The following is a 21,227-nucleotide window of genomic DNA, read 5'->3' on the forward strand; positions in this document are numbered from 1 at the left end:
CGGAATAGGCGAATGCCGATAAGCCGGGATATCTTAGGAGCCGGCACCAGGGCCCGCTAGAACCATGTGGTAGTGGTGGCCGACCGGAGAGGAAGTGTCTAGAGCAGGATGGAGAAGCTGCGGAGCATCAGCCGGACCAGGTCGGTCTGGCTGGCGACGCCCATCTTGGTGTAGATTTTTTTCGAGTAGTTGCGGGCGGTCGCTTCCGCGATGGCCATTTCCTGTGCAGCTTCGGTGAGGGTGTGGCCATAGGCCAGGAGCAGGGCCAGGGTGGATTCCTGGCGGGTGAGGTCGAAGAGTTGGCCGATGCGACCCAGGGAATGGCTGCGGGCGGGGCGCAGGGCTTCCAGGTTGGCGGTGAGGTCCGAGAGGTAGACAATGGCGCTGGGAACCTGGCTGCCGCGGTAATAGCGCTGGGCGGGGGCGGGATAGACCAGGAGACCGAGCAGCCGGCCATGGCAGTCGCCCAGGCGCACCAGTTGCCCTTCTTTGCGGCCGGCGCCGCCGAGGCGGGCGGCGGTCACCGCCGCCACGGCCGCTTCCAGGGTATGGTGCGAATGATGGTCGCTGAGGGTAAGGCGGTTGCGGAAGATGGAAATGCCCGGCCATTGGCCGATCAGTGCCGTCGCGTTGCGATTGAGGTGGATCACCTCGCCGTTTTCGTTGAGCAACACGCAGCCCAGGGCGAAGTGGTCCACCATGCTCTCGTAGATGTTTTTTTCCGCCTCCTGCCGCTTCAGCTTCGCATACAGCGTCAGCGCACGGCTCAGGTGGGGCAGGAAAGAACGGATCAGATCCTGTTCCGCCTGACTGAACGGGCGGTCCGTCGTTTCCGTGCCGCGGACGATGTCCACCCAGCAACGGATGCCCCCCGGTTCGGCAAAGCAGCTGCGCAGGCAATGCGTGATGCCCAGTTCGGCCATGAAGGCCCCCATGGCTGGTGCCATCCGGGGATAGACGATCAGGCCGAGATCGCCCGAGGCCATGCGGTCGGGACGATAGGGGTCGTCGTCCATGAACTCAGCACGATAGCGGGCCTCCACCGCGGCCCAGTCGATGGGGTCGTCGTCGGGGCCCGCCATCACATATTCGTCGCCCTGATCGTCCTCGGCATGATGCAGGGTGACCACCACGTTGCGCGCCGCCAGGAAGTTGCGTAGGGCGGCGGCGAAACCCTGCCAGGGATTGGCCTCGGTCGGTCCCTCATAGATCAGGGCGATGATGTTGGCGACGGCGTCGGTCATCGGGGATGCGCCGGGTGCAGCTGGGAGCGCCGGCGGACCTGCGTGGCGGCCACCAGGAAGTCCACCAGGGTGGCCAGTTCTGCATCTTCGGGCATGCGCTTCTCGAACATGATCGTCGTCAGGAGCGGCGACGTCAGCAGACGGGTGATCAGGGACGGGGCGACGTCGCGGCGCACTTCGCCACGGGCCTGGGCCCGCTCCACGACTTGTTCCAGTTGGGCCTGCACCGGCAGCCAGGACTCCCGGAAGCCCTGCGTCAGGGACTCGTTGCCATTCATGGCCAAGGCCGCATTGAAGGCAATTTCGCTCGGCAGGCTGAAGAAGTTTCGCAGCACCAGGCACAACTGCATCAGGTCGCCGGCCCAGGTGCCGGTGTCGGCCAGCTTGATCTGCGTGTTGTGTTCGCGGAAGGCTTCGTTGATCAAGGCCTGGCGCGTGGGCCAGCGCCGATAGATCGTGGTTTTGTGCACGCCGGAGCGGGCGACGACATCCCTGACATCGAAATGGAAGTTGCCGTCCCGCACCAGCGCAAGTACCGCCTGGGCCACCTGTTGGCGGATGCGCTCGGTGCGGCCGCCGGTCCGGATGGTTCCGGGCAGCGACTTGGGATGTTCGATGGTGCGGGTGTCCATGGCAGCTATGCGGCGAAAAAACGCGTTCTACTTTTACAAAAGTTTCCGGATGTTAATACAACTATTGTTGAATTTGTGAGGGGGCGCTTGGCGCGGCCTGCGTCGGGATATCTTCCCCACCGGCGGCCGCAGCCCCTGGTACCAGTTGGTACTGGCGCAGGCGAAGCCGATCCACCTAAGATTCGTGCTTCGATCGAAGAGAGGAGCCAGGCCGCGCCTCGGGCGCGGCGAGACCATGACCGCCACCGCTGTTTCCGTTTCCCGTCAAGGTTGGAGGGTGGTGCTGGGCCTGTCCGTCGTCCTCTGCATCTGCTTCGGTCTGACCCTCAACGCCCTGGGCATCCTCACGGTGCCGATCCTGGCCGCCTTCCGCTGCAGCCACGAGGAGGTGGCCGGCGTCGCCACGGCCTTCCTGCTGGCCATGACCCTGGCGATGCCCGCCGCGGGCTGGCTGATCGACCGCGTTCCCGCCCGGCCGGTGATGGTCGGCGGCGCGCTGGCCGCCGCGCTGGGCTATCTGCTGGCGGCGGGTTGCGAAGGGCTCACCGGTTTCATCGCCGCGCTCGCCTTGGGCGGGGCCGGCATCGGTCTATGCACCTACGTGCCGGCCGTCACACTGGTGTCACGCTGGATTCCGCCGAACAAACAAGGGTTGGCCTTCGGCATCCTGCTGGCGGCCGTCGCCCTGGGGGGCATGATTTTTCCCTTGCTGCTGAACCAGGCCATCGCGGCCTTCGGCTGGCGCGTCGCTCTGCGCCTCGCTGCCGCGGTAATCCTGGGCTGCTGCGTGCCGCTGTTGTTCTGGCTGGCACGGATGCCGGCAGCGCCGGCATCCGACACTGCCGGACACGGCATGGAGGCCGGCGGTACCGGCATCGGCGCGGCCCTGCGGAGCGGCGGCTTCTGGCTATGGACGGCGATGCTGCTGTTGATCACCTTGAGCAGCCTGGCCGTGCTCATGGCGCTGGTGCCCTATCTGGTCTCCATTGGCTATTCCAGCACCCAGGCGGCCAGCGCCAATGCGGGCACGGCGGCCGCGACCCTGGTCGGCAACCTGTTGTTCGGCGCATTGAGCAATCGCTTCGGTGCCGAGCGCACCCTGATGTTCGGCTCCCTGGCGAGCGCCGCGGGCACCCTGTTCCTGCTGGCGGCGGGCGATCCCGCGCTGGGGACAGCGGCGGTCGTTGCTTTCGTCGTCGTCTGGGGCACCACCTTCAACCTTGCCAACCAGCTGTCCCCCACCTTGCTGCTGGAGGCCATGGGGCCGGCCAATTTCGGCAGCCTGCTGGGTATCGGCAATCTGCTCGCCGGGCTGGCATCGGCCTTCGGTCCCCAGGGGGTCGGTTATCTGGTGGATGCTACTCACGCCTATACCTGGCCGCTGCTGGCCTGCGCCGCGCTGATGGCGGCAGCCCTGCTGCCCCTGGGCCTGTTGCACCGGGCGCGCTCGGCGCCGGCGACGACGCTGGCTGCTTCCTGCCCCTGAGCGCTTCAGGGGGCGTCACCGAGAAATCCCTCCCATCACAAGGAATGTCCATGTCCCTTCAACGCCTCAATCCCGATGCTTTGTTGTCCTTCGACGCCGTCAGCCAGATCGTCGTCGCCCAGGGCGGCACCACGGTCCATATCGCCGGCCAGTCGGCCTATGACAAGAGTTTCACGCTGATAGGGGGTGCGGACTATCGGCAGCAGTCGCTGCAGGTGCTGCGCAATCTGCGCACGGCCGTGGAGGCCGCCGGCGGCACGGTGGAGCGCATCGTCAGCAGCACCGTGTACCTGAAGAATCTCACGCCCGAGGTGGTGGAGCAGTTCTTCGCCGCCCTGGCGGAAGGCCTGGAGGGCAAGCCTTTTCCACCCCATGCGATGACCCTGGTGGGCGTGGCCGCCCTTGCGGGGCCCGACCAGCTGGTGGAGATGAGCGCGGTGGCGAATCTCTGAATCTCTGACAGGCCCCAGGAAACGGCCGCTGCCGTCTTCGTTCCCCGAGGGGGACAGAAAAGTCGGCGCCGCTTATCGCTTTCCTGAGCGGGTCGCCGAGCCAAGCGGAAAAACCGGGCAGCGGACTGCCCGGCCCCGGCCTCAGCGGCCGGCCAGTTTTTCCAGCTGGGTGCGCAGCTTGTCGGCGAGGGCGCCGAAGTCGGCGAGCCGCGTCTTTTCCTGCTCGACCACGGCGGCTGGTGCCCGCTCGACGAAACTCGGCGTGGCCAGCTTCTTCTCGGCCTTGACGATCTCGCCTTCCACCCGGGCCAGTTCCTTGGCGAGGCGTTCCTTCTCGGCGGCCACGTCGATCTCGATCTTCAGCATCAGACGGAAGTCGCCGACGATCTGCACCGGCGCGTCGGACGCATCTTCTTCTGGCAGGGCTTCGCCGCTGGCCGCGACCTCGGAGAGCCTGGCCAGGGCCGCGAGATAGGGGCCATAGGCATTCACCGCGTCCGAGGGGCCGGCGGCCACCAGAGGCACCTTCTGGGCCGGCGACAGGTTCATCTCGCCGCGCAGGCTGCGGCAGGCGTTGACCATCTGTTTCAGGGTGTTCACCCAGGCTTCGGCGTCGGCGTCGCAGCGTGCGAGGTCGGCCTTGGGGTAGGCCTGGCACATCAGGGACTCGCCCTCGTCCTGGTCGTCGCCGGGTTGACCACCCTTGGCGCGGCCCGCCACCGGCGCCACCTTCTGCCAGAGTTCCTCGGTGATGAAGGGGATCAGCGGGTGGGCCAGGCGCAGCGTGGTTTCCAGCACCCGCACCAGGGTGCGGCGGGTGGCCCGCTGCTGGGCGGGGCTGCCCTGCTGGATCTGCACCTTGGCCAGTTCCAGGTACCAGTCGCAGTATTCGTCCCAGACGAATTCGTAGAGGGCGCGGGCCAGCAGGTCGAAGCGGTAGTCGGCGAAGTGCTTCGCCACCTCGTCCTCCAGGCGCTGGAGCAGGCTGACGATCCAGCGGTCGGCCTGGGAGAAGTCCAGGTATTCCTTGTTGCAGGCGTTGGCGCCGACGTTGTCTACGCCGCAGTCCTGGCCTTCGCAGTTCATCAGCACGAAGCGGGTGGCGTTCCACAGCTTGTTGCAGAAGTTGCGGTAGCCCTCGCAGCGGTTCATGTCGAACTTGATGTCGCGTCCCGGGCTGGCGAGCGAGAGGAAGGTGAAGCGCAGCGCGTCGGTGCCGAAGGCGGGGATGCCCTCGGGGAATTCCTTGCGGGTGCGCTTCTCGATCTTTTCCGCCTGCTTGGGGTTCATCAGGCCCGTGGTGCGCTTCTTCACCAGGTCGTCGACGCCGATGCCGTCGATCAGATCGATCGGGTCCAGCACGTTGCCCTTGGACTTGGACATCTTCTGGCCTTCGGCGTCGCGGATCAGGCCGTGCACATAGACGTGCTTGAAGGGAATCCTGCCGGTGATGTGCTTGGTCATCATCACCATGCGCGCCACCCAGAAGAAGATGATGTCGAAGCCCGTCACCAGCACGGTGGAGGGCAGGTAGAGGTCCAGGGCCGGGTTGGACTTCTGCGGCCATTCCGGCGTCCAGTCCAGGGTGGAGAAGGGCCACAGGGCCGAGGAGTACCAGGTGTCGAGCACGTCGTCGTCGCGCTTCAGGCCGCCGCTGTAGCCGTCGGTCCTGGCCTGGGCGTAGGCTTCCTCTTCATTGTGGGCGACGTAGCAGCGGCCGTCGTCGCTGTACCAGGCGGGAATCTGGTGGCCCCACCAGAGCTGGCGCGAGATGCACCAGTCCTGGAGATTGTTCATCCAGTGGTTGTAGGTATTGACCCACTGCTCGGGGACGAACTTGATCTCGCCCGAGGCCACGGCCTCGATGGCCTTCTGCTGGATGGACTTGCCATCCGGGCCGGGCTTGGTGGTGGCGACGAACCACTGGTCGGTGAGCATGGGCTCGATCACCACGCCGGTGCGGTCGCCGCGCGGCACCATCAGCTTGTGGGGCTTGACCGAGGCCAGCAGGCCGGCCGCTTCCAGGTCGGCGACGATGGCCTTCCTGGCGTCGTAGCGGTCCATGCCCCGGTATTTCTCGGGGCCGTGCTCGTTGATGCGGGCATCGAGGGTGAACACGCTGAGGGGCGTGAGCTGGTGGCGGTGGCCCACCTGCCAGTCGTTGAAGTCGTGGGCCGGGGTGATCTTGACGCAGCCGGTGCCGAATGCCTTGTCCACGTAGCTGTCGGCGATGATGGGGATTTCCCGGTCGCACAGGGGCAGCTTCACATGCTTGCCGATCAGGGCGGCGTAGCGCTCGTCCTCCGGGTTCACGGCCACGGCCACGTCGCCCAGCAGGGTCTCGGGACGGGTGGTGGCGACCACCAGTTCGCCGCTGCCATCGGCCAGGGGATAACGAATCTCCCACATGGAGCCGTCTTCTTCTTCGCTCACCACTTCCAGGTCGGAAACGGCGGTGAGCAGCTTCGGGTCCCAGTTCACCAGGCGCTTGCCGCGGTAGATCAGACCCTCATTGAACAGGCGAACGAAGGTCTCGGTGACGATCTTGGACAGCCCGGCGTCCATGGTGAAGCGCTCGCGGCTCCAGTCGGGGCTGGTGCCCAGGCGGCGCATCTGGCGGGTGATGGTGCCGCCGGAGTATTCCTTCCACTCCCACACCTTTTCCAGGAACTTCTCGCGCCCCAGGTCGTGGCGGCTGACGCCCTGGGCATCCAGTTGCCGCTCCACCACGATCTGGGTGGCGATGCCGGCGTGGTCGGTGCCCGGCTGCCACAGGGTGTTGTCGCCGCGCATGCGGTGGTAGCGGGTCAGGGCGTCCATGATGGCCTGGTTGAAACCATGGCCCATGTGCAGGGTGCCCGTGACGTTGGGCGGCGGCAGCAGGATGCAGAAGTTGTCCGTCTTGGTGGTGTCGAGTCCGGCGGCGAAATAGTTGCGGGACTCCCACTTGGGATACCAGCGTCGTTCGATGTCGGCGGGTTCGAAGCTCTTGGCGAGTTCCATGGGATAGGGGCGGTCAGATCGATGAAAGGCGCGGCCGGGATGGCGCGAAGGGGCGCAATTATACCGGGGGCGCTATCATCCTCCGCCCCCAACTATTGGAAGGAGACTCCGCGATGACCACCCCCGATTTCGCCACCTGCGACCTGTGCGACGCGCGCAAGAACGATACGAGTGGCGAGTTCCGCGTCCTGCCGCCGGTGTTCAAGGATTTCGGCCAGCGCCGCAAGTTCGCCGGCCCGGTCAGCACCGTGAAATGTTTCGAGGACAACACCCTGGTCAAGGCGGCGGTGGATTCGCCGGGCGAGGGTCGCGTGCTGGTGGTGGACGGCGGCGGTTCCCTGCGCCGGGCGCTGCTGGGCGGCAACCTCGGCGCGGCGGCGGCGAAGAACGGCTGGGCCGGGGTGGTGATCGACGGCTGCGTGCGGGACGTGGCCGAACTCGCGGTGTGCGACACCGGCATTCGCGCATTGGCCTCGATGCCGCTGCCGACGGAAAAGCGCAACGAGGGCCAGCGCGACGTGGCGGTGCAGATCCAGGGGGTCTGGGTGCGGCCCGGCGACTGGCTCTATGCCGACGAGGACGGCATCGTGATCGTGGCCGCTCCTCCGGCCTGAGCGTCGCCAGGCTCCTCGGGTGCCCGATGGCCGGCATTGCGCCGGGCTTCCAGGGCGGCCTCCAGGCGGGGCAGGAGTTCCTGGCGCGCCTGCTGCCCGAGTTGGCCGATCAGCTGGTCGGCCAGGCCGTCGAGCACTTTCAGCACGGCGTCGGGCAGGGCGTGGTCGAGCCAGTGATCGAGTTCGTCCCGCAGAATTTGGCGCGGGTCCGGAACCGGGTCGAGGGGGGTAGGCGGTTGCGCAACGGCGGGCAGTTCCTTGCCGACGGCTTCGGTGAGCAGCGGAAAGTCTTCTTCCTCGGCGGCCGGGGATTCCGGCGGCGGCGCTTGTGGAATGGCGGCGCTTTCCTCCGCCACCGGCGCATGGGTGGTGCGCCAGCGCTTCATCAGGGCATCGGCCTGATGCAGGACGTCCTTATCCTCCATTGCGTCCATCGCGTCCATTGTGTTCATCGAAACCCGCCGCGATGTCCTGGCTGAGCGGTTCGCAGCCTTGTTCCCGGTAGAAGCGGAAGCGTTCTCGGGCGGGCAGGCGCACGGCATCGTCGGTGCTGACGATTTCCACCAGTTCGCCGTAGGCGGAAAATTCCGCGGGCAGCTCGTCGCTGAGGTTCAGCAGGCAGGTGTCGGCCTGCGGCGGAACGGGGCTGCTGGCGATGATGATCGGCGTCTGTGCCGCCAGTGGCGATTCGTTGCGGCAATGAGGGGTGAAGCCGATCGGCGGATGGATCCACAACTGCCGGTCCAGACGTTCCGCCATGTCGGCCCGGGGCGCATAGACGACGATGCGCCGCCGCGACCGCCAGGAGCGGGTCAGCCAGTCGGCGGCGGCCGCGATGCGGTCCGCCGTGCCATGGAAGAAGCGAACCTGGGTCACGCTTTCTTCTTGCCGCGGGGTTTCTTGACCAGCTTGACGGCGGCGGCCCGCCCCATCAGGAAGTGGGTCAGCAGGGGCACCGGGCGCCCCGTGGAGCCTTTCTTGTCGCCGCCGCGGTAGGCGGTGCCGGCGATGTCGAGGTGGGCCCAGGCGTATTTTTCGGTGAAGCGGGCCAGGAAGCAGGCGGCGGTGATGGTGCCCGCCATGCGTCCGCCGATGTTGGCCATGTCGGCGAAGGGGCTCTTCAACTGTTCCTGATAGTCCTCCCACAGGGGCAGCTGCCAGGCCCGGTCGTAGGCGTCCTGGCCGGCGTCCAGCAGTTCGCGCGCCAAAGTGTCGGAATTGGCCAGCAGGCCGGTGGCGACATTGCCCAGGGCGATCACGCAGGCGCCGGTCAGGGTGGCCACATCCACCACGCATTCGGGTTCGAACCGCTCGGCGTAGCTGAGGGCGTCGCACAGGATCAGCCGGCCCTCGGCGTCGGTGTTGAGAATCTCCACGGTCTGGCCGGACATCGAGGTGACGATGTCGCCGGGCTTGACGGCGCTGCCGCCGGGCATGTTCTCGGTGGCGGGGATCAGGCCGACGACATTGACCGGCAACTGCATCATGGCGGCGGCCTTGAGGGTGCCCAGCACGCTGGCGGCGCCCGACATGTCGTATTTCATCTCGTCCATTTCCGCGCCCGGCTTGAGGGAGATGCCGCCGGTGTCGAAGGTGATGCCCTTGCCGACCAGGACGATGGGCTTGGCGTCGCGGTTGCCGCCCCGGTGCCGCAGGACGATGAACTTGGGCGGCTGGTGCGAACCCTGGGCGACGGAGAGCAGGGTGTTCATGCCCAGTTTTTCCATCGCGGCCTTGTCCAGCACTTCCGATTCCAGGCCGTGCTCCCTGGCCAGGGCTTCCGCCTGCTCCGCGAGGTAGGACGGGGTGCAGTAATTGCCGGGCAGGTTGGCCAGATCCTTCATCAGCTTCTGGCCTTCGGCGATGGCGTAGCCTTCGCCCATCGCCGATTCGGCCGCGGCCAGCTCGTTGCGGCGCGAGACGCTGAAGGTGAGCTTGCGCAGGGGGCGCCGCACTTCGTCCTTCTTGGACTTGAGCTGGTCGAAGCGGTACAGCGTTTCCAGGGCGACGATCACGGCCTGGCGGATGCGCCAGCCGATGTCGCGCTTCTTGACGGCCAGTTCGGTGAGGTGGATGGTGCCGTCGAAGCCGCCGGTCTCGTTGAGGGTGCGGACGGCGGTGGCGATGGCCTGGCGGTATTCCTTTTCGCGGAAATCCTTTTCCTTGCCCAGGCCCACCAGCAGCACGCGGTCGGCGAGGGTGCCCGGCACGTTGTGCAGCAACAGGGCGGTGCCGGCCTTGCCTTCCATGTCGCCGCGCCGCAGCAGGTCCGACAGGTATTGGTTGGCCGCCTTGTCGATGACCTCGCCGGCGGCGGACAGTTTGCGCGGCTCGAACACGCCGACCACCACGCAGGCACTGCGCTGTTTCTCCGGGCTCCCGCTCTTTATGCTAAATTCCACGCGCTGCTCCTCTTGTTTCTGTGTTGGGTGAGAATGGATGTGATGCAGGGGTTGCAAATTCCTGCCGATTATCCTCAATCCCCAGACCCAAATCAAAGTATCGATGATTTTCCGGCGCGCCGTCCTGCGCGAATTCACCCAGACCGCCGTCACGGTATTCGTGGCGCTGTTTGCGATCCTGCTCACCACCCAGCTGATCCGTTTGCTCGGGCAGGCGGCGGGAGGCAAGCTCGCCTCCGATGCGGTCGTGGCGCTGCTGGGATTCTCGGCGCTCAATTACCTGCCGGTGGTGCTGTCGCTGACGCTGTTCGTGGCGATTCTGCTCACCATCTCCCGTTCCTACCGGGATTCGGAAATGGTGGTCTGGTTCGCCTCCGGGCTGCCGCTGACCGCCTGGGTTGGGCCGGTGCTGCGCTTTGCGCTGCCCATCGTGTTGGCCATCGCGGTGTTGTCCTTGTTTCTCTCACCCTGGGCCTTGAGCAAGAGCGCGGAGTTTCGCCAGCGCATGGATAGCCGCGACGAGGTCACGCGGGTCTCTCCCGGCGCCTTCAACGAGTCGTCGGCGGCGGACCGGGTGTTTTTCGTCGAGGGCGTGGCCGAGGAGCAGGGGCGGGTGCGCAACATTTTCGCCAGCTCCGTCCAGCACGGTCGCCTGGGGGTGATGGCGGCCGCCACCGGCCATGTGCAGGCGATGCCCAATGGCGACCGCTTCCTGGTGATGGAGCACGGACGGCGCTACGAGGGGACGCCCGGCACGCCCGAGTTCAGGATGATGGAGTTCGAGCGCTACGCCGTCCGGGTGGAGACCAAGGAAGCGCGCGGCATCGAGGAGACGCCGGGCAACCGGCCGCTGTGGGAATTGCTGCGCGATCCGACGCCGACCAATCTGGGCGAGATCGTCTGGCGCGTCGGCACGCCGCTGGCGGCGATCAATCTCGCGCTGCTGGCGATTCCTCTCGCCTTCGTGAATCCACGGGCCGGGCGGGCCAACAACCTGATTTTCGCGATCCTGGCCTTCATGATCTACAGCAATCTGATCAGCGTCAGCCAAGCCTGGGTGCGCCAGGGACGGATGCCTTTCGAGGTCGGCGTCTGGGCGGTGCATGTGGCGATGCTGGCGATCCTGCTGCTGCTGTTCTGGCGCCGCCTGGCGGTGTTTTCCTGGGGGCGGCTGTGGCGCTGAAGGTCTTCGAACGCTATCTGGCCCGCGAGATCTATGGCGCTACGGCGCTGGTGCTGGCGGCCTTCCTGATGCTGTTCGCCTTTTTCGATTTCATCGGCGAGATCCAGCAACTGGGCAAGGGCGGCTATCAGTTGCATCACGCCGCCAGCTTCGTGCTGCTGACGCTGCCGGGTCGGGTCTATGAACTGTTCCCGATCGCGGTGCTGATCGGGACGCTGTACGCACTGACGCTGCTGGCGCGGCATTCGGAGATCACCGTGTTGCGGGCGTCGGGCCTGTCCACCGGGGCGCTGCTGCGTTCCCTGGGCAAGCTGGGACTGGTTTTCGTGGTGCTGACCTTCCTGTTCGGCGAGGTGGTGGCGCCGCCGGCCGAGAAGGCCGCCCAGCAATTGCGCCTGAAGGCCACCGGCAGCATGGTGGCGCAGGAGTTCCGTTCCGGGCTGTGGGTCAAGGACGAGCGTTCGTTCATCAATGTCCGGGACATGCAGCCGGATGCAACCCTGAGCGATATCCGGATTTATGAATTCGACGACGGCTATCACCTGCGCGCCATCAGCGAGGCGAAGAGCGGGAAATATGACAATGACGGGCGCTGGCAGCTCAAGGACGTGGTGCAGACACTGTTCGTCGGCGGGCGCGCCAGCATCCGACGCATGCCCGAGGTGGATTGGCAGTCGGCGCTGACGCCGGACATTCTGTCGGTGCTGCTGGTGGTGCCGGAGAAAATGTCCTTGATGAACCTCTATCAGTACACCCGGCATCTGCTGGACAACCGGCAGAAGACGGAGCGCTACGAGATCGCCCTGTGGAAGAAGTTGATCTACCCGATGACGGCGCTGGTCATGATGGCGCTGGCGTTGCCCTTCGGCTATCTGCACAGCCGGATGGGGGCGGTGAGCCTCAAGGTGTTCACCGGCGTCATGCTGGGAATCGGCTTCCACATGCTCAACGGGCTGTTCTCCAGTCTGGGAGTGATCAACGGCTGGATCCCTTTCTGGGCGGCAGTGACGCCCAGCGCCTTGTTCCTGCTCGGCGCGGCCGGCATGCTGTGGTGGGTGGAGCGCCGCTAAGGGCGCGGGCTTGGGGGGGGCGTTGGCTACTGCTTGAACACGATACGGGTGCCGGCGAGGCGGTCATGCAGGAATTGCCGATCCCGGTCGAACAGCGCCCAGAACAGTCCTGCGCCGTAGAACAGCAGGCTGGGCCAGGCCAGCAGGTAGCGCAGGCCCAGCTGGCGCCAGGTCGGCGTCGATCCGTCCTGAGCGCGCAGTTGCAGCTTCCAGGTCTGCATCGCCAGGGTCTGGCCGCCCTGGCGCCAGGACCAGAGGAAATAGCCTCCCAGTACGACAAACACATGGGCCAGCAGAATCCATCCGGGAAGCGCTTTTCCTGAAAGCGCGGTGATCGCGAGTTGCGGCACCAGGAAGGCGAACGCCAGGACGCCCAGAAGCAGCAGACTTTCATAGGCCAGACTGGCGAGTCGGCGCCGGATGCCGGGGAGGGGAGCGGTCACGGGTGATCCTGTTCAGGGCGCTGCGAGGACCGGGCTGGCGGGTTCCGTCGTTCCCGGCGCGGCGGGAGGCGGTACTGCCGGCTTATGCACTTTTGCCTTCGCCTTGGTCTTGGCTTTCGAGATTGCGGGCAGGTTGAGCGACTGAGGGGTGGGCTGCACCGGCACCTCGGTATTGCGCGGGATATCGGGGCGCACGAAGGTCGGACTCTGGGAGCTTCCCATCAGGCTGCGGATCCACGGTTGGCGCGGAGACTGGCGCTTGAGGTGCAGCTTTTCGTTTTCCGACAACTCCAGATACTGCTCCCAACGCAATTTGAGGGATTCGCGTTTTTCAGGGGGGGCCTTCTGCAGGGCCTTGAACTGTTCGCGGACCGTGCGCCGTTCATCCGGCGTCAGCCTGACCCACGCTTTCATGCGTCGTTGGATTCGAGTCTGCTCTTCAGGTGTGAGCTTGGCGTAGCGCTCGGCGATTCCCAGCCATTTTTTACGCCGGAAAAGTGGCATCCCATCCCAGTCCTCGGCCAGCGGCTGGAGGATCTGCTGCTGCTGGGGTGTCAGTTCCTTCCAGGTTTGGGTCGGCAGGGGAGGGACGGCCGCATGGGCGATCGACACCAGGCAGAAAATCATTCCTGCGATGAGTGATTTAACCACGCGTGAAAGCCTTGATCGGTATAAGCGGCGACCGGAAGGTCGGCGGACAGCAGGGCGGAGTCGATTTCTTCATTGTCTGCCGCTTCCTGGTAAGCGTTCCAGTAATAGCTGCCGATCATTCCAATCATCAATACGCCCAGCGCCACACCCGTACGCAGGTAGGGAAGGACGCGTCCTATCTGGAGCGATCCGATGCTCACCAGACCCAGATGACTGACGACCGACAGACGTTGAGCCGCAATCGCCTGCCCCCGGGCTTGTTGCAAACGCACGACAATCTGGCCATCCAGCTGCTCGCAACCCTCATCCAGTATCTTCCGGATGTGCAGACCTAAAACCGCATCTTCTCTCATAATTTGATCCCCTTGGCTTTCAGGGCTGTGGCAAGTGTCTGGGTGGCTCTGAAGCAATGAGTCTTCACGCTTCCTTCCGAGCATCCCATGGCGGCCGCAGTCTCGGCAATGTCCATTTCTTCCCAGTAACGCATGAGAAATGCTTCACGTTGACGTGGCGGCAGGTTCTTTATCTCATTTTCGATCACCGCGAGGACCTGCGACCGTTCCAGGGTTTCGTGGGGCGTCTTGATCGGATTCGCCTCGTCGTCCACCTGCAGGGTTTCCAGGGGATCGCTGTCTTCGCCGTCATTGCCGCTGAAGGATGAAAGCAGGGTGGTCCAGAGGGACCTGACTTTCTGGCGCCGGTAGTGGTCGCGGATGACGTTCTGCAAAATCCGCTGGAACAGCATGGGAAACTCCTGGGCGGGCCTTTCCCCATATTTCTCGGCCAGCTTCAGCATCGCATCCTGCACCAGGTCCAGCGCCGTTTCTTCGTTGCGGACCGCAAACATGGCTTGTTTGAATGCCCGCCGCTCGACATCGGCAAGGAAATCGGAAAGTTCGGTTCGAGTAGCCAGGCTGTGCCTCTGAAAAAACCTTACATATATCAGGGGTCAAAAATTCTTGACCTGATGAAGGTGACTCGTTATGGTTACGGGTTTTCCGGCGAATTTGGCCGGGTTGTCGATGATTGGCGAGGAATGATGGAACTGACAGGGGCTGAGATTGTAATCAGGTGCCTCCAGGAAGAAAAGGTCGAGCATGTGTTCGGCTACCCTGGCGGCTCGGTACTGTACATTTACGATGAACTGTTCAAACAGGACAAAGTAAAGCACATTCTCGTCCGTCATGAGCAAGCCGCCGTCCACGCTGCCGACGCCTATTCCCGCTCGTCCAACAAGGTCGGGGTGGCGCTGGTGACCTCCGGTCCCGGCGTGACCAATGCGGTGACCGGCATCGCCACGGCCTATATGGATTCGGTGCCGCTGGTCGTGCTCACCGGCCAGGTGCCGACCGCGGCGATCGGCCAGGATGCCTTCCAGGAGTGCGACACCGTCGGCATCACCCGCCCCTGCGTCAAGCACAATTTCCTGGTCAAGGACATCAAGGATCTGGCGCCGACCATCAAGAAGGCCTTTTTCCTGGCCAGGACGGGTCGGCCGGGGCCGGTGCTGGTGGATATTCCCAAGGACATCACCGCTCAGAAGGGTGATTACCACTACCCGAAGCACATCGAGATCCGTTCCTACAATCCGGTCCTGAAAGGCCATTCCGGCCAGGTCAAGAAGGCGGTGCAACTGCTGCTGGAGGCCAAGCGGCCGATGATCTACACCGGCGGCGGCGTGATCCTGTCGGACGCCTCGGAGAATCTGGCCAAAGTGGTGCGGATGCTGAATTTCCCCATCACCCAGACGCTGATGGGGCTGGGCGGCTATCCGGCGACGGATCGCCAGAATCTGGGCATGCTGGGCATGCACGGCACCTACGAGGCCAACATGGCGATGCAGCACTGCGACGTGCTGCTGGCCATCGGCGCGCGTTTCGACGACCGGGTGATCGGCAATCCGGCCCACTTCGGTCAGGTGTCGCGCAAGATCATCCACATCGACATCGATCCGTCGTCCATCTCCAAGCGCGTGAAGGTGGACGTGCCCATCGTCGGCAACGTGCCGGACGTGCTGGGCGACCTGATCGCCCAGCTGGAGGCTGCATCGTCGAAGCCCCCGGTCAAGGCGCTGGCGGAATGGTGGAAGCAGATCGAGGAATGGCGCAGCCGCGACTGCCTGAAGTTCAAGCAGAACGACGACCTGATCATGCCGCAGTTCGTGGTGCAGAAGCTCTATGAGGTGACCGGCGGCGACGCGTTCGTGACCTCGGACGTGGGGCAGCACCAGATGTTCGCCGCCCAGTTCTACAAATTCGACAAGCCGCGGCGCTGGATCAATTCCGGCGGTCTGGGCACCATGGGGGTGGGCCTGCCCTATGCGATGGGGGTGCGTTTCGCCAACCCCAAGGCCACCGTGGCCTGCGTCACCGGCGAGGCGTCGATCCAGATGTGCATCCAGGAGCTATCCACCTGCAAGCAGTTCCGCCTGCCGATCAAGATCATCAACCTCAACAACCGCTATCTGGGCATGGTGCGCCAGTGGCAGGAAATGTTCCACGGCAACCGCTATGCGGAGTCGTACCTGGATTCCCTGCCCGATTTCGTCAAGGTGGCCGAGGCCTACGGCCACATCGGGATGCGCATCGAGCGGCCGGCCGACGTGGAGCCGGCGCTGCGCGAGGCTTTCATCAAGCACAAGAACGAGCTGGTCTTCATGGACTTCATCACCGACCAGAAGGCCAACGTGTTCCCGATGGTGGCCGCCGGCAAGGGCCTGTCGGAAATGATCCTGGCCGAGGACCTGTAAGGCGATACTGAACCATGCGACATATCATTTCCATTCTTCTCGAAAACGAATCCGGCGCGTTGTCCCGCGTGGCCGGTCTTTTCTCGGCACGGGGCTACAACATCGAGTCGCTGACTGTGGCGCCCACCGAGGACCCTTCCCTGTCCCGCATGACCATCGTCACCGTGGGTTCCGACGACGTCATCGAGCAGATCACCAAGCAACTGAACAAGCTGATCGACGTGGTCAAGGTGGTGGACCTCTCCGAGGCGCCCCACGTGGAGCGGGAGCTGATGCTGGTCAAGGTGCGCGCTTCCGGCAAGGACCGGGAGGAGATGAAGCGCATGTCCGACATCTTCCGCGGCCGCATCGTCGATGTCACCGAGACCACCTATGTGGTGGAACTGACCGGCAGCTCGGCCAAACTCGACTCCTTCATCGAGGCGCTGGACAAGTCGTTGATCCTCGAAACCGTCCGTACCGGCGTTTCCGGCATCGGTCGTGGCGACCGGATCCTCAAAATCTGATTCAACCGCAAGTGTCAAGTTAAGAAAGGCTCCCATGAAAGTCTATTACGACAAAGACGCCGACCTGTCCCTGATCAAGGGCAGGAAGGTCACCATCGTTGGCTACGGCTCCCAGGGCCATGCCCATGCCCAGAACCTGAAGGATTCCGGCGTCAAGGTGACCGTCGGCCTGCGCAAGGGCGGCGCCTCCTGGTCCAAGGCCGAAAACGCCGGCCTGAAGGTCGAGGAGATCGCCAAGGCCGTCAAGGGCGCCGACGTGGTGATGATCCTGCTGCCCGACGAGAACATTCCCGCCGTCTACTACGCCGAAGTGGAGCCCAACCTGAAGAAGGGCGCCGCCCTGGCCTTCGCCCACGGCTTCAACGTCCATTACAACCAGGTGGTGCCGCGCGAGGACGTGGACGTGATCATGGTCGCGCCCAAGGGCCCCGGCCACACCGTGCGTTCCGAGTACCTGAAGGGCGGCGGCGTGCCGTCCCTGATCGCCGTGTACCAGGACAAGACCGGCAAGGCCAAGGACATCGCGCTGTCCTACGCCGCGGCCAACGGCGGCACCAAGGGTGGCGTGATCGAGACCAACTTCCGTGAAGAGACCGAGACCGACCTCTTCGGCGAGCAGGCCGTGCTCTGCGGCGGCGCCGTCGAACTGGTCAAGATGGGTTTCGAGACCCTGACCGAAGCCGGCTATGCGCCGGAAATGGCCTACTTCGAGTGTCTGCACGAACTGAAGCTGATCGTCGACCTGATGTACGAAGGCGGCATCGCCAACATGAACTACTCCATCTCCAACAACGCGGAGTACGGCGAGTACGTGACCGGCCCCGAGGTGATCAACGAGGAGTCGCGCTACGCCATGCGCGCCGCCCTGAAGCGCATCCAGTCCGGCGAATACGCGAAGATGTTCATCCTCGAGGGCAAGACCAACTACCCCGAGATGACCGCCCGCCGCCGTCTCAACGCCGCCCATCCGATCGAGCAGGTCGGCGCCAAGCTGCGCGAGATGATGCCCTGGATCCGCAAGAACAAGCTGGTCGACCAGAGCAAGAACTGACCGGAATTCCCACGAATCCGATCCTGACAGGGCACAGCCGGGCTGTGCCCTTGTCATCTGGGCCCCTCGGGAGTGTTTTCCCGGGGCCGCAACCGGTGCCATGCGATGAGCCAACTGTCCAGCCAACCCTCCAGCAATTCCTATCCCCATCCCCTGATCGCCCGCGAGGGCTGGCCTTTCCTGGCGATCACCCTGGCGCTGGCGTTGGGCGCCACCTGGTTCGACGGCTGGCTGCTGGCGTCGCCGATGTGGCTGATCTTTCTCTTCGTGCTCCAGTTCTTCCGCGATCCGCCGCGTCAGGTTCCCGGCGATGGGGGCAGCGTGCTGTCGCCGGCCGACGGCCGGATCGTAGCGATCGAACCGGCTCGCGATCCCTGGCTGGAGCGCGATACCCTGAAGATCAGCGTCTTCATGAACGTGTTCAACGTTCATTCCAACCGCAGTCCCGTGGATGGCACCGTGATCCGGCGCTGGTACCACCCCGGTGCTTTCGTCAACGCCGCGCTGGACAAGGCCTCGGTCGAGAACGAGCGCAATGCCTTGCATCTGCGGACCGCAGATGGATGCGACATCACCTGCGTCCAGGTGGCCGGGCTGATCGCCCGCCGCATCCTGTGCTATGTCGAGGCCGGCGCCGCCCTGGCACGCGGACAGCGTTACGGCTTCATCCGCTTCGGTTCGCGGGTAGATCTTTACCTGCCCACCGATGTGCGGGTGCGGGTGACCATCGGCGAGAAAGTGCGCGCCACCTCCACGATTCTGGCGGATCTGCCCTGAGGGCTGGAGCCGGCTAGAATGGCGGCGCTGTCCTGAGTTTTCTCACGAGTCTTCACTGAGCCCAGATTGCCCATGCCGGTTTTTCGTTCCCGTAAGGCGTTGATGAACCCGGAGCTGCGGCGGCGCGGCATTTACCTGCTGCCCAACCTGTTCACCACCGCGGCGCTGTTCGCCGGTTTCTACGCCATCGTCCAGGCGATGAACCTGCATTTCGAACAGGCGGCCGTGGCGATCTTCGTCGCCATGGTGCTCGACGGCCTGGACGGACGGGTAGCGCGCATGACGCGCACTCAGAGCGCTTTCGGCGCCGAGTACGACTCCCTCTCGGACATGGTGTCCTTCGGTGCCGCGCCGGCACTGGTGATCTACGAGTGGGCGCTGAAGGGGATGGGCAAGCTGGGCTGGATCGCCGCCTTCATCTACTGTGCCGGCGCGGCCCTGCGCCTGGCCCGTTTCAACACCAATATCGACGTGGTGGACAAGCGCTATTTCCAGGGCCTGCCCAGTCCCGCGGCGGCGGCCCTGGTGGCCGGCCTGGTCTGGGTGCTGCAGGACAACGGCTGGCACGGCGAGGATGTCCGCTGGTATGCCTGCGGCCTGACGATCTTCGCCGGCGTCACGATGGTCAGCAACGTCCGCTACTACTCGGGCAAGGACATCAACCTGCGGCGCAGCGTGCCCTTCATCGTCGTTGCCGGCATCGCCCTGGGGTTCGCGCTGGTTTCCAGCTATCCGCCCGGTGTGCTGTTCGGGCTGTTCCTGTGCTACGCGCTGTCCGGCTACGTGCTGGCCGTGGCGGGCTGGTTCAAGGGCCGCAGAAATCTTGCGCGCCCCGACTAAAACCGTATATAGTCGGCCGCATGTTCGCGCAGTTCATCCTTGCCGCCCTGTTTCTCGCCCTTGCCGGCCGTCTGCTGGTGCCGCGGCCTCTGCGCGCCAAGCTGTTGCCGCTGCTGCGCCCCGCGCGCTAGCAAACTCTCCCCCCACAACTTGATTCGTACCCCGCCCGGCAGCCCAGGCGCCCGGTGCCGTTGACCCGTATTCCGACTGGAGATCCTCATGACCAAAGAACAATTGATCGTATTCGACACCACCTTGCGCGACGGCGAGCAGAGTCCTGGCGCCTCCATGACGCGGGAGGAGAAACTGCGCATCGCCCGGCAACTGGAGAAAATGCGGGTCGACGTGATCGAAGCCGGCTTCCCCGCCGCCTCCAACGGCGATTTCGAGGCCGTGCGCGCCGTGGCCGAGGCGATTCGCGAATCCACCGTGGCCGGCCTTTGCCGCGCCTCCGAGAAGGACATCGCCCGGGCGCTGGAGGCGATCAAGCCGGCACAGTCCGGGCGTATCCACACCTTCATCGCCACCAGCCCGATCCATATGGAGAAGAAGCTGCGCATGGCGCCCGACGAGGTGATCGCCGCCGCCCGCGCCGCCGTGCGCTTCGCCCGCAACGGCATCGACAACGTCGAGTTCTCCTGTGAGGATGCCGGCCGCTCCGAACTGGATTTCCTCTGCCGCATCATCGAGGCGGTGATCGCGGAGGGCGCCGGCACCATCAACATCCCGGACACCGTGGGCTACAACGTGCCGGAGCAGTTCGCCGAGCGCATCCGCCTGCTGCGGGAACGCATCCCCAATGCCGACAAGGTGGTCTGGTCGGTCCATTGCCACAACGATCTCGGCCTCGCCGTGGCCAATTCCCTGGCCGCCGTCATGGCCGGCGCGCGCCAGGTGGAATGCACCATCAACGGCCTGGGCGAGCGGGCCGGCAACGCCGCGCTGGAGGAGATCGTGATGGCGGTGCGCATCCGCCAGGACATCTTCCCTTGCGACACCCGCATCGACACCCCCCAGATCGTCGCCGCCTCGAAGATGGTCTCGGGCATCACCGGTTTCCCGGTGCAGCCCAACAAGGCCATCGTCGGCGCCAACGCCTTCGCCCACGAATCGGGCATCCACCAGGACGGCGTGCTCAAGCACCGCGAGACCTACGAGATCATGCGCGCCGAGGACGTGGGCTGGAACGCCAACAAGCTGGTGCTGGGCAAACACTCCGGGCGCACCGCCTTCAAGGCGCGGCTGAAGGAACTCGGCATCGAGGTGGAGTCCGAGCAGGTGCTCAATGCCGCCTTCGCCCGCTTCAAGGAACTCGCCGACAAGAAGCACGAGATCTTCGACGAGGACATCCATGCCCTGATGTCGGAGGAAGTGGTGACGCCGGAACAGGAGCACTACCGGCTGGTCTCTTCCCGCTTCCATTCCGAAACCGGCGAAACGCCGCAGGCCGCGGTAACGCTCTCGGTGGGCGGCACCGAGCATCACGCCGAGGCCAGCGGCAGCGGCCCGGTGGACGCAGCCTTCAAGGCCATCGAGAGCATCGTCCGCAGCGGCGCCGACCTGCTGCTGTATTCGGTGAATGCCATCACCACCGGCACCGACGCCCAGGGCGAGGTGACGGTGCGCCTGTCCAAGGCCGGCCGCATCGTCAACGGCCAGGGTGCGGACACGGACATCGTGGTGGCGTCGGTGCGGGCCTACATCAACGCGATGAACAAGCTCAGTTCGGAACAGCCTCGGGTCAGTCCCCAGGGTGACGTTTGACGGCACCGCCGAGCTTGGCGTAGAAGATCGCGCTGAGGAAGAACACCAGGGCGAGGGCGACTTCGACGGCCGCCATCGCCCGGCTCACCGCGCCGGGATCGCTGGCCACGCGCACCACGCCTTCGGCGAAATACGCCAGAATCAGCATCGACGCCCACTGGTGGGTGTAGCGCCGGCCCCGTAGGATGCCGAACAGCGGCAGCAGCAGCGGGAATGCCTTGAAGGCGAGGGCGCTACCGCCGGGGCGCAGCGGGGCGAACCACAGCTCCCAGGCGAGGCAGTGGAAGATCAGCGTGATCAGGCTGATACTCGCCAGCAGATTGAGTACTTGGATGCGCTTCATTTTGGAGTCTCGTTGAG

22 protein-coding genes are annotated in these 21,227 nt (G+C 64.8%); 11 read left to right on the forward strand and 11 right to left on the reverse strand.

Features of this window, described 5'->3' with window-relative positions:
• Positions 1-98 precede the first annotated feature (98 nt).
• Both B9N43_RS01650 and B9N43_RS01655 read right to left on the reverse strand, forming a co-directional pair.
• Positions 99-1,244, reverse strand: a complete 1,146-nt coding sequence (locus tag B9N43_RS01650; RefSeq protein ID WP_145840604.1) for a helix-turn-helix transcriptional regulator — start codon at positions 1,242-1,244, stop codon at positions 99-101.
• The gene (locus B9N43_RS01655; protein ID WP_145840605.1) at positions 1,241-1,876 is read right to left on the reverse strand and encodes a TetR-like C-terminal domain-containing protein; all 636 of its coding nucleotides are present in this window, start codon (positions 1,874-1,876) and stop codon (positions 1,241-1,243) included. Before B9N43_RS01655 ends, B9N43_RS01650 begins: the two co-directional genes overlap by 4 nt.
• Positions 1,877-2,111: 235 nt before the next feature.
• Here B9N43_RS01655 and B9N43_RS01660 point away from each other — a divergent pair, with 235 nt between their 5' ends.
• Positions 2,112-3,362, forward strand: a complete 1,251-nt coding sequence (locus B9N43_RS01660) for an MFS transporter (protein WP_145840606.1) — start codon at positions 2,112-2,114, stop codon at positions 3,360-3,362.
• 50 nt (positions 3,363-3,412) lie between these two features.
• Entirely contained in the window at positions 3,413-3,814 is a 402-nt protein-coding gene (locus B9N43_RS01665) for a RidA family protein (RefSeq protein ID WP_145840607.1), read from the forward strand.
• Positions 3,815-3,955: 141 nt separating this feature from the next.
• Here the strand turns inward: B9N43_RS01665 and B9N43_RS01670 are convergent, their stop codons facing one another.
• Positions 3,956-6,817, reverse strand: a complete 2,862-nt coding sequence (locus B9N43_RS01670; protein ID WP_145840608.1) for a valine--tRNA ligase — start codon at positions 6,815-6,817, stop codon at positions 3,956-3,958.
• Between the two features lie 113 nt (positions 6,818-6,930).
• On the opposite strand from B9N43_RS01670, the gene rraA reads away from it, so the two are divergent.
• Entirely contained in the window at positions 6,931-7,431 is a 501-nt protein-coding gene (gene rraA, locus B9N43_RS01675) for a ribonuclease E activity regulator RraA (protein WP_145840609.1), read from the forward strand.
• Here rraA and B9N43_RS01680 read toward each other — a convergent pair.
• Genes B9N43_RS01680 through B9N43_RS01690 form a run of 3 tightly spaced genes read right to left on the reverse strand, consistent with a single transcriptional unit; the run spans position 7,383 to position 9,833 of the window.
• A complete protein-coding gene (locus tag B9N43_RS01680; protein WP_145840610.1) occupies positions 7,383-7,883 on the reverse strand; it encodes a hypothetical protein in 501 nt (166 codons plus the stop codon). The genes rraA and B9N43_RS01680 overlap by 49 nt on opposite strands.
• Positions 7,846-8,307, reverse strand: coding sequence for a DNA polymerase III subunit chi (locus B9N43_RS17100; protein ID WP_186453928.1), 462 nt, complete (start codon positions 8,305-8,307; stop codon positions 7,846-7,848). Before B9N43_RS17100 ends, B9N43_RS01680 begins: the two co-directional genes overlap by 38 nt.
• Complete coding sequence (locus B9N43_RS01690) at positions 8,304-9,833, reverse strand: leucyl aminopeptidase (protein ID WP_145840612.1); 1,530 nt, start codon at positions 9,831-9,833, stop codon at positions 8,304-8,306. The genes B9N43_RS17100 and B9N43_RS01690 overlap by 4 nt, the downstream gene beginning before the upstream one ends.
• Before the next feature lie 103 nt (positions 9,834-9,936).
• Between B9N43_RS01690 and lptF the strand changes: the two genes are divergently transcribed.
• Both lptF and lptG read left to right on the forward strand, forming a co-directional pair.
• Positions 9,937-11,016: an LPS export ABC transporter permease LptF gene (gene lptF, locus B9N43_RS01695; RefSeq protein WP_145840613.1), complete on the forward strand. Its 1,080-nt coding sequence runs from the start codon at positions 9,937-9,939 to the stop codon at positions 11,014-11,016.
• On the forward strand, positions 11,007-12,086 hold the full coding sequence (gene lptG, locus B9N43_RS01700) for an LPS export ABC transporter permease LptG (RefSeq protein WP_315904555.1): 1,080 nt from the start codon (positions 11,007-11,009) through the stop codon (positions 12,084-12,086). Before lptF ends, lptG begins: the two co-directional genes overlap by 10 nt.
• 26 nt (positions 12,087-12,112) lie before the next feature.
• On the opposite strand, the gene B9N43_RS01705 is transcribed toward lptG, so the two are convergent.
• The 4 genes from B9N43_RS01705 to B9N43_RS01720 are packed head-to-tail and all read right to left on the reverse strand — an operon-like array spanning position 12,113 to position 14,093.
• A complete protein-coding gene (locus tag B9N43_RS01705; RefSeq protein ID WP_145840614.1) occupies positions 12,113-12,529 on the reverse strand; it encodes an RDD family protein in 417 nt (138 codons plus the stop codon).
• 12 nt (positions 12,530-12,541) lie between these two features.
• Positions 12,542-13,180, reverse strand: a complete 639-nt coding sequence (locus tag B9N43_RS01710) for a DUF3106 domain-containing protein (RefSeq protein ID WP_145840615.1) — start codon at positions 13,178-13,180, stop codon at positions 12,542-12,544.
• Positions 13,153-13,533, reverse strand: coding sequence for a DUF3619 family protein (locus B9N43_RS01715; RefSeq protein ID WP_186453930.1), 381 nt, complete (start codon positions 13,531-13,533; stop codon positions 13,153-13,155). Before B9N43_RS01715 ends, B9N43_RS01710 begins: the two co-directional genes overlap by 28 nt.
• Positions 13,530-14,093: an RNA polymerase sigma factor gene (locus tag B9N43_RS01720; RefSeq protein ID WP_145840617.1), complete on the reverse strand. Its 564-nt coding sequence runs from the start codon at positions 14,091-14,093 to the stop codon at positions 13,530-13,532. Before B9N43_RS01720 ends, B9N43_RS01715 begins: the two co-directional genes overlap by 4 nt.
• 126 nt (positions 14,094-14,219) lie before the next feature.
• Here B9N43_RS01720 and B9N43_RS01725 point away from each other — a divergent pair, with 126 nt between their 5' ends.
• The 6 genes from B9N43_RS01725 (at position 14,220) to B9N43_RS01750 (ending at position 20,867) form a co-directional block, all read left to right on the forward strand.
• The gene (locus B9N43_RS01725) at positions 14,220-15,929 is read left to right on the forward strand and encodes an acetolactate synthase 3 catalytic subunit (protein WP_145843398.1); all 1,710 of its coding nucleotides are present in this window, start codon (positions 14,220-14,222) and stop codon (positions 15,927-15,929) included.
• A 14-nt stretch (positions 15,930-15,943) separates the two neighbouring features.
• Positions 15,944-16,435 carry an acetolactate synthase small subunit gene (gene ilvN, locus B9N43_RS01730; RefSeq protein ID WP_145840618.1) on the forward strand — a complete coding sequence of 164 codons (492 nt, stop codon included), beginning with the start codon at positions 15,944-15,946 and terminating at the stop codon, positions 16,433-16,435.
• 34 nt (positions 16,436-16,469) lie between these two features.
• Positions 16,470-17,486, forward strand: a complete 1,017-nt coding sequence (gene ilvC / locus B9N43_RS01735) for a ketol-acid reductoisomerase (protein WP_145840619.1) — start codon at positions 16,470-16,472, stop codon at positions 17,484-17,486.
• A 105-nt stretch (positions 17,487-17,591) separates the two neighbouring features.
• Complete coding sequence (locus B9N43_RS01740) at positions 17,592-18,263, forward strand: phosphatidylserine decarboxylase (RefSeq protein ID WP_145840620.1); 672 nt, start codon at positions 17,592-17,594, stop codon at positions 18,261-18,263.
• A gap of 102 nt (positions 18,264-18,365) precedes the next feature.
• Positions 18,366-19,103: a CDP-diacylglycerol--serine O-phosphatidyltransferase gene (gene pssA, locus B9N43_RS01745; RefSeq protein WP_261379370.1), complete on the forward strand. Its 738-nt coding sequence runs from the start codon at positions 18,366-18,368 to the stop codon at positions 19,101-19,103.
• A gap of 219 nt (positions 19,104-19,322) precedes the next feature.
• Positions 19,323-20,867 carry a 2-isopropylmalate synthase gene (locus tag B9N43_RS01750; RefSeq protein WP_145840622.1) on the forward strand — a complete coding sequence of 515 codons (1,545 nt, stop codon included), beginning with the start codon at positions 19,323-19,325 and terminating at the stop codon, positions 20,865-20,867.
• Here the strand turns inward: B9N43_RS01750 and B9N43_RS01755 are convergent.
• Entirely contained in the window at positions 20,845-21,210 is a 366-nt protein-coding gene (locus B9N43_RS01755; protein WP_145840623.1) for a DUF2069 domain-containing protein, read from the reverse strand. The genes B9N43_RS01750 and B9N43_RS01755 overlap by 23 nt on opposite strands.
• Positions 21,211-21,227: the final 17 nt, after the last annotated feature.

This window comes from Denitratisoma sp. DHT3 (genome assembly GCF_007833355.1).
In the GTDB taxonomy this organism is placed as follows: Bacteria; Pseudomonadota; Gammaproteobacteria; order Burkholderiales; family Rhodocyclaceae; genus Denitratisoma.